This window comes from Segetibacter sp. 3557_3, assembly GCF_004354985.1.
In the GTDB taxonomy this organism is placed as follows: domain Bacteria; phylum Bacteroidota; class Bacteroidia; order Chitinophagales; family Chitinophagaceae; genus Segetibacter.
The window spans coordinates 65,079-79,005 of sequence record NZ_SMSK01000024.1 but is presented as its reverse complement, the minus strand read 5'-3'; the positions used below and the strand labels follow the sequence as shown (position 1 = coordinate 79,005).

At 41.2% G+C, this 13,927-nt stretch carries 8 protein-coding genes; 1 reads left to right on the top strand and 7 read right to left on the bottom strand.

All coding sequences use genetic code 11. The annotated features are described in order from the left end of the window. Positions 1 to 2,677: 2,677 nt before the first annotated feature. The 6 genes from EXU57_RS23220 to EXU57_RS23195 form a co-directional block, all read right to left on the bottom strand. Complete coding sequence (locus EXU57_RS23220) at positions 2,678 to 4,111, bottom strand: hypothetical protein (protein WP_133270658.1); 1,434 nt, start codon at positions 4,109 to 4,111, stop codon at positions 2,678 to 2,680. A 76-nt stretch (positions 4,112 to 4,187) separates the two neighbouring features. Beyond that, positions 4,188 to 4,823, bottom strand: a complete 636-nt coding sequence (locus EXU57_RS23215; RefSeq protein ID WP_133270657.1) for a hypothetical protein — start codon at positions 4,821 to 4,823, stop codon at positions 4,188 to 4,190. A gap of 436 nt (positions 4,824 to 5,259) precedes the next feature. Then, a complete protein-coding gene (locus tag EXU57_RS23210) occupies positions 5,260 to 6,204 on the bottom strand; it encodes a hypothetical protein (protein WP_133270656.1) in 945 nt (314 codons plus the stop codon). 833 nt (positions 6,205 to 7,037) lie between these two features. Next, positions 7,038 to 7,724: a hypothetical protein gene (locus tag EXU57_RS23205; RefSeq protein ID WP_133270655.1), complete on the bottom strand. Its 687-nt coding sequence runs from the start codon at positions 7,722 to 7,724 to the stop codon at positions 7,038 to 7,040. Between the two features lie 2 nt (positions 7,725 to 7,726). Then, entirely contained in the window at positions 7,727 to 8,149 is a 423-nt protein-coding gene (locus EXU57_RS23200; protein WP_133270654.1) for a hypothetical protein, read from the bottom strand. A gap of 1,178 nt (positions 8,150 to 9,327) precedes the next feature. After that, entirely contained in the window at positions 9,328 to 10,551 is a 1,224-nt protein-coding gene (locus EXU57_RS23195) for an RNA polymerase sigma factor (protein ID WP_133270653.1), read from the bottom strand. 328 nt (positions 10,552 to 10,879) lie between these two features. Between EXU57_RS23195 and EXU57_RS23190 the strand changes: the two genes are divergently transcribed. Beyond that, positions 10,880 to 12,226 carry a hypothetical protein gene (locus EXU57_RS23190; protein WP_133270652.1) on the top strand — a complete coding sequence of 449 codons (1,347 nt, stop codon included), beginning with the start codon at positions 10,880 to 10,882 and terminating at the stop codon, positions 12,224 to 12,226. 889 nt (positions 12,227 to 13,115) lie between these two features. On the opposite strand, the gene EXU57_RS23185 is transcribed toward EXU57_RS23190, so the two are convergent. Further along, complete coding sequence (locus EXU57_RS23185) at positions 13,116 to 13,463, bottom strand: hypothetical protein (protein ID WP_133270651.1); 348 nt, start codon at positions 13,461 to 13,463, stop codon at positions 13,116 to 13,118. Between the last annotated feature and the right edge of the window lie 464 nt (positions 13,464 to 13,927).

Below are 13,927 nucleotides of genomic sequence, written 5' to 3'. Positions count from 1 at the left end.
CCGCTGACCTGGTGAACCAATTTGCCGTTTACTCCGAAATTTGGATCAAGCCCTCCCGGTTGGGCTTTCAAAAGGCTAAGGGTAAACCAGGAAAGTAAAACAAGTAAAAACTTTTTCATATGTTCAAGTTTATGGGTGGATGCTCGTGAAGTTTGGTACAGTTCAAAAATCAATTAGACTACCTTATAGCTTTCCGAGAAGCGTTTCTTTTTATTGTGGTGCTACTTATTCCTACTTCGCCAGACTTCTTTCTAAGCTATTGCTTTACATCGCTATTTGCTCTGGAATCATCTGTCAAGTGACGATAGAAATCTTACACTTACGTTTGGATATGCGGAGAATACTGGAACACAATTGGTAAGAAATACAACGACGATGTAGTTCAGGAGCTTAAATCCAATCTGAATCTAAGGTGTTTTTGCCAGATTTTACACTCTCTTATTGTGTTCAAAATTTTCAAGGTTTTCCGGGCTGCCGCGGTTACTACTGGCATGCTACAAGCCTACTGTTTGGAACAAACGATGGCCATAGATAAAAGGGTATTGTAGCCTGCTAATATCGGCTCTTCTCGCGTAAAGTCATATGAATCGCAATTTTGCACGAGGGTGGCTTCCAGACAACGATGCTGCTTTCGAAATGGCGATCGCTTTTTCCCGTTCACTTCCTATGTTGTTTGATAATCTACATCATTGGCATAACTAAATCGCTCGGGTTTCTTTTTTCTATGATTAATCCCGAATACGTCAAGAAGGTCCCGCAGATGCCGATAGGCACAAGAATGAATGTGAAACTAAAAAGCAAATAAATGGGATAAACCAGATGAGAAAATCACATTCACTTTAATATCGAAAGCAGAAGTGAAAAGAAACTAGAAATCGACAAGATTTTTACTCCATTGACTACCGCCATAACTCTTCATACGCGTCCAAGCGTACATCGCATAAGTAAGAATAGTTGAAATCATAAGACAATTTGTTGAAACTCGTAGCCGTTGGCTGACCCTTACACTAACGAAATATTTAAAGATCATGTTCCGGCTTGGGTAGATTCATCTGGTTTACTCCACCATCAACTAAAAAAGGGTGTCTGAGCAAAGTATGAAAGTGAACTTAGCCGGATTTTTAAAGGAAACAACCATCGATCAATGCCGGAACATTCAGGTATGCGAAACGCTGACAAACAAAGTCAATCATAGAAAAAAGCTGACTTGGGGAAAATGTTTATTGTAAACATTCAATCATTAATAATTCCACTAAGTTCGGCTTATGGCTGCCAGAGCGCAAAGAAAGACTACGGCATAAACACAAGGCCTTCCACGCATAACCCGCTTTTATTCCGTTTCCTTTTTTGCGTCGTGTCAATAAGCCGGTGTAGGCTCCATAATTAATTTTTTAATCTTTTAAATCATTTGTTATAAAACGGATTAATCAAGCATCAGCCTTATATAACGTAGCTGAAGGGGAAATGATTTACAAATCGCAAGTCAAGGCCTCAGAACGTCTGCAGATTAGTTCGGCCAAAGATTTGGGAAGATTCGTGAGCTAAACTAAGAAAGCTCTCAAAACTCACGAACGCTTCTTAAATGATTTGTACTTGTATGAACAGATCTAAGGCTTTAATCAAACAAAAAAGCCTGTAAATCAATGGATCTGAAGGCTTTTAATCTTCTTTGAAACCCTTTTCGTCGGGATGACAAGACGAACCAAAAGTTTGCATTGTATTCATTTCCAAATTGTTGTAAGTACAGGCAGGTGGAGTTCACCTTCCAGTTCACGACAATTCTAAAGAGCTTTTTAGCGCAAGCAAATTACAAATTATTTAGACTGTTTCAAAATAGCTTCGGCGGTTAGGTAACTGGTATAACGGATTTCCTGTTGATGATAAGCCATCGACACACAGGCCAAAATGTCGAACGTTTCATCCTATTTGATAAAGGTGGAACTTTATTCATGTTTAAGCATCGATCATAGGTGAAGCGACGAACGGGTAAATCAGACTCAACATTCAGTAGTAATATCAGGTTACCAATCATGCTTAGTGATGGCTAGGTACCGTAATCATCAAATACACCGGCACCAAATCCTGGTACCGGAGTGTTTAGGCTTATTTTAAGAGAGAAGGTAAACATTGCAGTTATAGACAACGCTCATCATACACCAATATCGGTTATTGACCGATTGGTGATTAACTCGTCTGTCCCACATTGCTTGTTGGTTATAAAGACATAGCTTGTAGAATTAGGATACGCTGTTGCTGCCAGTGAGAGATTGGATCAGCTATTGTCCTTGCTCTGCACGCTACTTACAACTCGGCTGTTCCGACCTGCTCCACGATATATCCTTTATCTGGCAGACAGCCTGAAATGCTGTTTTGCGCAACGCAATTCTATCATTTACAAAGGGCGATGATAGCCCGATTGAAACTGTCAACACAACCGAACTCTTCAAGTAAGTATTGTAAAAAAAGCAAGCTCCAAGCGCATAATGCTGCCCTCGCTTCCACCCTATCCATATGGACTCCTTATCCTACTTTTTTCTTAATCCTCAGTTTGCCATTATCCCGTGCTGTCCAATCCACCCATTTCATAACTCACTTGCTTAGTAACTACAACATCTCAAGGTTATGAGCTGAAATCAGAAGTACGGAAGTAGTACCGTACATTGCTTAATGCTGGTTGTTAACCACCTCCACACCCGCCACAGCCACCTCCACCACAGCCGCTTCCACACCCACCGCCTCCATCGACACCTCCTCCGTCGGCCGCACCTCCCCCGCAAGCGCCTTCTGCTGTTGTGCTCAGTAAAAAAATACTACTCAGCAAGGCGGCTTGCCCAAAAGCGCTTATGGCAACATTACCGGTCACGGCAAAATTGGTTACAACTTCATCTTGCGGCTTCCGTGACAAATTGATCTTGTCAAGGCAAAGGTTTTTAAGCTCGTCTTCAAACGCATAAAACCATGAGCAATCTTTATAGATAACCAACATCATCAGTAAAAAGCCAATTATTTCCAACAACAAGAAATAAATAGGCCTATCATTCACAATGCCTTGTATAACCCGGATAAGACCAATGCCAATAATGGCAAGAGGCAGATAAACTTTATCCAGTGGCTCCCGGACCGCAATTTCTTTACTGGCAACATCATATACCTTGTTCAACGTTGAACTAGCAGGTGTGCCGCTTTGCTTCCATTCTGATCTTATATCATGGTAGCTTAACTCCCTGCCTTCATTTTGTTGGCAAAGGGTTACCAGAGGGTTATTGTCCTCCGGCAAAAAATCAGCCCTACTAATACGAATTTTCTTGCTGTCTTGCACCTCTATAACACCTCTGGATACAAGGTCCACAATGGCGGTACGAAGTACCCATTCATTTCCATGAAGACATTCCGCGGCCTCGAAAACACTAATGTTTTCGGGGAAGTGATTTCGAACAGCTGACCGGACCCTGTCGGCTTTCGGCTTGTAAACCATGATAAATGCAATAGCTGCAGCGATACACAGCAAAAGGTAGAAGACAAGAAATTGCCCGCCATAAAGATCGAAAGGGAAGACAATGTCGTAGGCTTGTGAAATGAAAAGAAAAGGAAGGCAAAGCACAGATAAAGCCACCAGTTCTTTCCAGAGCCCCCGTGATTTGCTTTCCATTTCTGTTGGGGTTACAACATTATTCGTTCCTGGCCAAATGTCGCCCGGTGGTACCGTTCCAAAAGCTTGTTCATAAAAGGCTAACGTGTCTTTATACCACTGCTGGTGTCTCACATATTCTTGTTCCCCACCCTTTGATGGATTATGATGAAGGTCAATGCCAAGCGTGTTTTTGCACAGGTTAATCCAGTAGGATCGGGTGTAGGTAAGGTGGAGGTGCCAGGCTTCGTCAACTGCTTGAGACGGCGAAGCACCTGTTGGAGAGATACAGCAGAGGAAAATAAATTTCCGATATTCTTCGATAACCCTTTCCGCATACGCAGCGCTCCAATTGTTTTTCGATGCAAGTTTATCAACGAACCTGATTTGCGAGCCAGGTTCGTCGAAGTTGAACTGCTGGATTTTGGTCCATAGAACGCTGTTTGCCGGATCGTTCAGGAAACCAGTAGGGGTTACTAACATAAAAACAATTTAAAGGGTATGTATTTTCGTTCTGACAAATTGTACTCAGGCACGTTAAAAGGTTTATGAAGCTTTACTACAGAGATCGCTCATGCCGGGTTTCATAGTTGAACATAACTAGTAATCTCTTTGAAGTTTGCCAAAGTCCATTTGTTCCGCCTAAGTGTGCTAGAGGAAAATTCGAGACATATGGCATGCAATATTGAACCAGATTTATTTTCCTGATCTCTTCGGCGTGATTGTACTCAAACAAGTTTTCCGGAACCAGATCGTTGGCAACATCATAATTTACCTTTGAGATATCCTGCGAATCGGAAAGATGATAAACGGTTAAGCGAGAAGCAGGTCCAATGTTTATAAGTGCCAAAACCTCAGGCGCTGCAGGACTTAGGGAAAACACAGAATTCATCACCTGCTTTGTACTTGAAAGGGTATCCTCATTCTCCAGGTCTCGTCGCCATCGGCCTAAAACCTTCAATTCTATACGGTATTGCCTGGAAAGTACCTTTGTCAGATGGTTAACGTATTTTAAGTTCTTTGGACTTAACATTGGCCAGGGCCCTGGGTCAACTGCTTCTAATACATACCAGATTGAACCAACTACCGTTCCCAATAAGATACCTCCCGTTTCTTGTGAACCTCTGTCCACGACTTCGCTAATCATAGAATTACAAGCCCTGTCGGCAAGTACTATTCTTGTGCACTTCTCCATAACTTTAAATTTTGACTTCGATGTACAACGGCGAAAACATATAAGGTCAATGCCGTTAGCTACTGAGGAACTTGGCAAGTATTAACAGAGTTGTTGCTGAGCTTAGCTGTAAAACTTACATTGGATAATAGCACATTTGGGGCTTACACCACAAGTTTACCACAGAAGGAGTGCTAAGATTTCACATCAGCTCGGCTAAGCCATCAACGTCTGATTTATTCTGCAGCTGGCAAACCGGAATGTCCAAAGCTTCTGTACGGTTGAAATACGGGCTATCATCAGGTACTGGAAACAATGTCTTATATTTCTGAGTACCTAAAACTGAAAAGAGGACATTTTACCCATTCACAAACGTATAATCAATTGGATATATAAGCAAAAGCTCAGAGCTAACAGCAAAAAGTTACGACACAAGTAATCGGAGTCTAACATTAACTCAGTGTTGCCAATTAAAGCGCCGATACAAGTAATTAAAGCTAACTCCTACACCAAATACCAATCCGTCTATGTCCACCGGCAGATCCTGAACACGGCTGCTATTAATTAAAAAATTGACGTTTGGGTTATTGATTCTTTCGTTTATACTATAATACTCATTGTATTGATCCTGTCCTGAAAACTGAATGAACGGATCAGTTCTAAAAACGGTCATATGATAGCCAGCAAAGATTTTGATTGTATTTAGCTTACTTATGGGGATAGAAATATCGACACGTGGAATTAATGCCAAAGGATTGGTGACCGCCGAAACAAATACATCTGAATAGAACTTTGTTTGGTTAACCTCTATGTATGTAGCACTCTTTGACATGTATCCCAGGTGATAGCGTAAATTCCCGGACGCTATATTCAATACTGGCCTTACTGTAACAGGCCCTAATGGAAAATTCCAGCCGTAACCTACCTCCGCATAGAATCGACCCAACACTCTGCCGAATAATCCACCCATGCCAAATTCAAAATGATGCGCGCTTTTTCGCCCCCCTTGGATACTGATGTCCAGGTTAATTGCGTAATTGCTTTTCTTAACTTCTGTGCTCGAAGAAAAATTACCTCCGGTAGAGTTTAAATTAGGATAGTTAATAACAACAGTTGCCTTTTCAGTTCTCATTGGAAGGGCTCTCACTCCAACATATATGTCGAGGTAGCGGCTCGATTTTATTGTCCTATTCGCGGAACCTTCTGTAAATAAATAAGGCTTTTTTAAATTATGAGAATTGCTCAGAAGTAAAGGAGGATTTGCATCTAATAGGCCGACGAAATCCTTTGAAGATGAAGCCGGCACCGCTATTTGTTCGGCTACGAATAAGTTCTCTGTTTGGCAATTACCTCTGAAGGCGGTGCCACATAAGGCAACAATGAATGAATAGATCGTTTTCATCACCTTTTGAATTAATTGAAAGAATTTACCATTGAATTTAGTATTACTTAAATCAACCGAGTGCTTATTTGATAAACACCCTCGTGCTACTGCCGTCTATGATCTAAGTAGTTTAGATGACTTTGCTGTACAGGCAATCCACAGGTGGGACGGCTAAAAACCTTCCCTAACTTCAATCTTACTTAGCTGCTCAGCACTCGAGCTCGCCATAAGCTCTACTATTACGGTCAAAATTCACCGCGCTTGATTGCCTTCGGTAAAGAATTAAATCTTTATAATCACACAATAGTATTAATTATAAGTGTAGCCAGTTGTATTTGCTGAATTACTTCGACCAGTGTCGAATGCATTTTTGGTGCCGGTGCGATGCTTTCCTGAACTATCTTTGCGAACCTTCAATAGTCTTTCGCATCTCCCCAGATTGTGACTTTCCGGTAATCGTATGGTCGGCAGATTTATGTCTTACACTTGTTAGTTAAATAGCTAATGCTTTCGAAACCTGGTAAGGTTTGTACAATAAGGCCGTTTCGAGTTGCTGCGCACAATCTTCTATCAATTCAAACATAAAACCTGTTTGATTTACTAAGCATCTTATATTACCTACCTGCAGGACGATTTGACTAGCTCTGAACAAAAAGTCAATATGCCAGTTTTAACCAAGAGTACCTCAGCGAATTACAATTCCAATCTCCCGTCCTATTTTGAAGAATGGAAATAAAAAACGGCTAAGACTAGTTCTCAATGTAATACGGAAGAAATGGTTTGGTAAGAATTTTCGATCCTGCCTTCTCGGAAGAAAAACGGCAGGAAAATTAGTGGGAGGACAAATTTTCTTACAAGACGTCCTCAATCTTCCTGGTAAACTCCGCCACATCAACGTTAGCGGCATCTCGGGTTGCAGGTAGTGTAACAATCAATCGTTGATCCGTTAACTGCACCTCAAGAATGTTTCCAACCACGAACAATATTTCTTTAACCTTGGTTTTGAGCGCCTCTTTTGCAAGAGGCTCGTCAAGCATTCCGGTGATGACACGAAAAATATTTTCAACCATATATTTCAGCCCCCCACACTCAGTTACGCTTTCTGTGAACAGGCCGTTCACTTCCACCGTCATTGCCTTCCCAAGACCTTCGCTCAGGGTAGCCTGCTGATCGGCTACATATCTCCGGAAAGCTAATTTTGACACCGGCTCGGCAAAGGCAATACCGCTATATTTTTTGCCTCCTACGAACTTCAATAGTTCGGGTGTTTCAGGCAATTCATTAAGGGTAATAGCAACCACTGCCTTTGCCTGGAGGTAAGTGAGATTGACCTGCCTATTATTTAATCCTTGCAGCAACAACGAACCATTCTGGTCGTCATAAGCAATTAAGTACCCGGAGAAGTTGCCCGTGCGTGTAGATAAGGTAACGGCAGGTATCGTTTTCACTTCTGCGTTTCGCAGGTGGAATAGAAGAGACAGCACATTGTTGATAGAATGGGCCGGGGCGTTCTTCAGCAGCTTTGATAAATCGCCCATAATCAAAGCATGTTTTCTACTTCCGTCCTAAGATCTTCCTCACCCCATAACTGAGGGTCATATTGATTGTAACCAGACTTGATGGCAAGTTTTCCATCAGGTTGCAGTTCCACGGATTTTGTGCCGATCTCATCGTTGCTTTTGCTGGTGTTAATAAGCTCAATATTTTGCACCTTTGCTTTGAAAGCCTCCCTGCCAATGTCGTCCTTGCAAATCTCTTTCACCACCCGCAGAATCATCGGCAGATTGAAAGCATCATAATTCGCCTGAGACTCGTAAAAGTACAAAACGTCATTATTCTCCGGAATACTGCTCATATCAAGTGTAATCGGAAGGTTAAAGCCGAGGGCATCCTTGACTTGTGCCTGTAAGGCTTCGGCATTTTGTTTAATGGTCGCAATGCGACGGCGTTCTGCTAAACCCATAGTAGTAGTATTTATTTTATATTAGTAAATGTGTCGTTTTGAAAGCTCTTTTTTCTGCTTCAGCTTTTCTAACCTTTACGGTAAAGAGTCTATTAGTTGTTCATTTGACTTTTGAATGGTCTATTAAAGTATTGTCTTTAAATCTAACGTAGTGTAACCTAGCAGCAACATAAGAAATTAAAAATAATTCCAGTGTGTGTTAAAGCGAGTTGTTAATATGGCATTGCTACTTATTTTCTTTTGAATAATGCTTAAGTGGAACTTTGCATTTCTAGATCTATTTAATTCGATCTACTAAAGCATAAGCTGCTCACAGCAAGTGGCAATCGGAAAGCAAAGACCAAGGCCTTCTTCAGTTGTGACTATAGGGCAGCAGCTTATTAATTTATAGCCCATATGCCACGGCGTTCTGCCAGATTCATGGTACTGTTATTTATTTGACACTAATTATTGTGCTTTGCAAGATCAGCTGATTAGTATCGAATTAAATGAACGTACTCAACTATAGTTGAACAAAATACCCATTAGCCAGCAGGCAACAAAGGCGCCCTCAACTGATTTCTGCTTCGCTTTCGGTCAGGTGAGGAAAATACCACTTCAATCATTTCCGTCTGCCATCCGTTCTACTGAGAAAATAAGATGGGCTGTTCGCCTAAAAACAAATACTTTGGCTTAACACAGTACAAAAGGATACAACAGTTCATCCCAAGCCAACAAAGGTGTAGTTGAGGTTTGCAAACGCGTACCTAATTCTAATTGCCCAAGTCACCATTACCGAGCTCAATCGAAATCTTACTTATAAATTACAGCCCAACATGGCTAATTTTATTGGGGTTTAAGCAGCCCCTCTCGCCGGATTATACCGCCAGTTTTTAATCTCCCACTTCAGAATGAGAGCTATTATTAGATAGCGTTAACTTCAGGGTACCAGCGCTATATTCATTTGGCATCATCGTTGCGTCGCAATCCTTTCGTCTGTAGTACTGTTATTAAACTTTTAGTTAGATAATAGTGCTTTGCTCATTATCTTACATGTTCGAAGGACTGCGACGCGCGGATGCCGGATCTAGTATTTGGTTTATTCATAGGAGCAATTTCGATTAAGTCTCCTAACACAAAGATTTGTTACCATCCCTTTTATGTTTTTCCAAGGAATAGCAGAGCTTACCTTTGACTGCTCATGCAACAGCTTGTCGTTTCTTACTGAAGTATATCCGTTCGTCTGATGGCGTAAAATTAGGAGACCGCCTAATCAATGTTCTTAGCCGTTTCAAAATCAAGCACTTATACTTTTTGGCAAAGCCAGGAGCAATATGCAATTTTGCAGCCGCTTCAATCCACGAATTCCCTTCCAACCAAAGAATTACCAATTCTTTCGCGCGCGTTCCGAGTTTTTCAAAGCTTTCGTCAATTAATTGAAAACGTCTTTCCTTAAATGCCAGTTCTTCTTCTTGTTGACAAGGATCCTCACTAACACCATAATGGTTGGTGTTCTCAAATTCTGTAAAAACAGTCTTCTTTGACCTGCGGTACAAGTCGTACCATTTGTTAATGCAAACCCTACAAAAATACCCACCAAAATTGGTGTTTACTTTTAAACGACCGGCTTTTGCTCTCTCAAACACATATATCCAAGCCTCATGAAAAACTTCTTCTGCGTCAGGTATACTACCTTCCCTATTTAAAACCATCTGGGCAACTAATGGAAAATACCGTTGCCGAAATGCCCCCAAGACCGCACAGTCACCGTTAACAAAGGCCTCAAAGTATTTATATGACGGCTTTATATTGTACTTATAATCCATCGATCCTTCCGGAGCCCTGTTTAGACGTTTGCTTGAATCCTCAAGATTAACTTGCCGATTGCCAATCTTCATTTTTTTTCCTCCAAGCAATTTCTCTGACCATTGTTCTTTATAAGATTTAAGAAACAGCCGGGATTCACTTTTTATTACCAGGCTATCAGTAATTTCTTCATAGCACATAGATAACAAACTGTCCTGGCAAACTACCTTTGCCAATAGTTTGGTAAGCATTATTGCATCACTTCTTTTTTTTTGATCGCTGTGCAATTGATTAGGCACCGCGTCTGTATCAGGGTAACAAGGCGGGTCAAAAGGAGTGAACCTTGCTGCAGACATGTTTCCGTGTTTTAGAACGCCGGTGTAAGTTCTTATACTGTGAAAAGTGTCATTGCCGCGGCCGGCTTCAAACCCCATTTTGCTACTACAAAATCTATCAAGAAAACGGGGAGATTGACTTTGTAACACTAGGCCATCTCTTTTTTGCGAATAACTGATAGATAATAAACTCTCTTGGGGGGAGAACTTGGTGAACAGGTCATTTAGTACATAGAAATCGTTTTTCGATACTGTATCATCATGTTTTGGATCTGGACGCATGGCTGAATCATTTAATAGTTTAACATTCACCTCCAACGAAGAGCCGTTGGGGCATTAGTTTAAGGTTCCTGTCTAGTGGATTGTTTATCTTCGCACCGGATCCTGAGTGCGATTTGAAAGTGTTAATCGAAAAAGTAAGTAGCGCAAGCTTTCGCTACTTACCTAGTTTCTTTTCCTTGTGCTAATTGTCATTACAAAATTGCACTACGTTTACCGTGTTTACGCTCTCGACGTCTTATATTTGGACGATAATATAATATGAAAATGTTTCTATAAAATTTATAGAAGCCGGGAAAATTTTTGTAATGCATTAGTTAACAACATTTACATGAGAAAAGGGTCTGCAACATTAATCAGTAAGGCGGAAGGTCAGTATTTAATAAAAAGAGCAGCTGAAACGTTTGAACTCGATCCTGAAGGAGAAAAGGTTGATTTTGTAAAAAAAAATCCTACATGCTTCGATAAATTAGCAGCAAAACTTCAGGGCATCGTGCGAAGTAATGAGTATTTCGTCGCCAACTACAATGGTGATAGCCGTGATAAGTATGACATTACCGGCGTCCAATTGAGAGATCTTTACCATGTACCCAGGGAAGTAAAAAGGGTATTCGATGCTACTCTTGACGCTCTTTATCTTTTTATTTGGGATGTGCCACGAAAGAATTTTCTCAAAGAAATGAAAGATGAAAAACTAACAAGAATAATCAAGGAGGCAAAGGATAAAGAAACCAATACACTTGACGCTGTCGAACAGGAAAATGAAAATTTGAGACAAAAGGTTTCCACCCTTGAACAAGCAAATCAAGAACTCAGCGTGCAAATCTCCGCGTTAGAAGGAGAGCAAGAGGTTAGCAAACAAAAGGGGGCCACTCTTGAAGAAGCAAATCAAGAACTCAGGCTACAGATCTCTGCGTTAAAAACAGAACAAGATCTAATTAAAAAAAAAATCATAAGGAAAAGTAGGATTAACTTATCAATGGGTATTTTATTAGTTGGTTTACTAATTACATTTACCTTTTTTTTTCTCCGATGGGAAACAATAAAAAAAGATTTTAATATACTTCCCTACAAAGCTAGTAAAGAGCAACTAGCAATTTTGGAGGGAAATTGGTTGGTACATGCTCCTTCGCCGCAAGTCCGAACAATTCTAACAGACCGATATCACAAAGTTGTCTCTAACTTTGTGCACTTCACTTCCAAAAATGGGTACCTAACTTTTGAGCGCTATGGGCCTGGGTTCAAGCAAACGGGCGTTTTACAATTTGTATCCGACTCTGTGGTGTCTATTTATGCTAAAACGGTGAATCGAAATCACCCCGACACGGTAGAGTCTCCTAAATACTCAATACTTACCATAAGAAAGGGGAGCCCGTATCAGGTGGCAATTTCTGCTACATGGAATTTTGACCCGGATGAAAAAAACATCCCAATCGCGTCGCGCGAAGTTTATAGAAGACTTGGTGAAGGAGACATAGAAGTACAAGAAAAAACAAAAGAAACAAGCGCTTGCGGCAACTGTTCATTCATTCATTGGAAAAAACGTGGTAAGAACACCACCGATACAGTTCGACTTGAGTCTTTAGAAAGCTTACCAATTTTCTACCAAAAACATCTGGATGAAAATAGTATCCTTCTACGGCATCCAAACGAAGTGCCATTGGCCACCCCGTTATAAGTCCTCCGTTTTGCAAAAGAAACAGGGTACGTTCTCGCCGAGTTTTGTAACGGGGTTTGTACATTAGGTAGGTATTTCTAAGCGCTTTGAACTTCCCGGTTATTCCGTTTGTCGAATTTGACCAACTTATCAAACATATAACATTCAAAATATCGATAATTCTGTCCATGAAGACATTGGCTAATGTAGGTTAGTTATATATGCAATCCTAGATATCGGCAGTTGAGACACGATGATTATAATTTCGATTCTTAAAGAAAACGACACCTTCTCGTTTAACGCTGGAGATCAACTTAAGCGTCCGTGGCTACTTTGACTCGGATATTTTTAACTACCCCCATCATTTTTTCGAAAGAGCTCCCGTAGCCACATAACGAGTGCCCACACTATTATGAAAACATCCATTAAGAAAAAGAGCAATAAGAGTATATCTACTATTAATTCACGAAACTGTGGTAAAAAAATTATAAACAAAGATAGCAATACTACCAGGCATGAGCCATAAGATTCTTCCTCTTCTTTCATAATCAATATTCGGGCTCTGACCGGTCCTTATAGACATATCTGCTGGTGTTTATCCCGAATGAGTTGAATATTTCTCTCAACAACTGGCGAAGGCAAAGTCATTGCAGGCAGTATAGCCGACGGATCCCTCCGTGTAGTTGGTTGGGCATCCACATTTTGTATAATCAGTCATTAAGCCAGTCATTTACCGTCTCAGATATACTTACCATACGCCTGCCCGCTCTTCACGGGTGCCAATCATCTATACTAACACTATTGATGGGGCTGAACCAAATATCGCAACACGGCAACTTTTAGCCGGGTCTTTTGAATGGGAGACTTCATACCACCGCCGATTTCACAAACCATCGTCTTCGGTTTTATCTTATCGTTCAAAAATAATCGGCCTGGTGTGTTTAGCCGTCCTTTTCAGGTGGCGTATCTCTCCGGCATCGGCAATTTTGAAGTTGAATAAGACATTTTTCTCGTTCTCCAAAACCGGCGCTAAAAAGACAATGGATTCAATCACTGGCTTGAGGGCAACTTCCATAAAGTTTGGGTCCACTTTCATTCCTTGTTTAATGGTTCCTTGTGTTGTGCTACCAATAAGATACAGCAGGCCCGGCTTCTCCGGAAGATCAAATACGTGGTCTACCTTGAAATTTGCCGCGATTAAGTGGTGCCAATCGTACCGGCAATACCGGCATTGTTTCGCAAATGGGGTGAATGCCAATTTGCCGCAATGCGGACAGTTATTAAGGAATACTCCCCCGGGCGTATCCCTTAGGATGCGCGTGGCGTTTCCAAATAAACCCTTTCAATGCCTTTTTCGAGTAACTGTACCGCCTCCAAATTACCTCCGGTGTGGAGGACGAAGTCATAAATTTCCTGGAACGTGGCAGCGTACGTTACATGCATCATCGAGTCTTCTCTCTGAATCTATTCACTCTTGCCGGGTAAACCGTGGTACCACATTGCGTCACGCTCGTTTTTGTTCATGAGCCTCGGAAAATATTGGACAACATACCCTGCCGTTGCCATATCCATACATGGCTATTTTAAGAAGTTTCTGTATAAGATGCCGATTGTCTTCGGGTAAGTTATGCACGAGAGCGGCCAGCAGGCTCTAACGTTCATTCGAATTACCAAGCCAGGATTTGCACATTGTAGACTCAATGCACATCAGCCGCATATGAA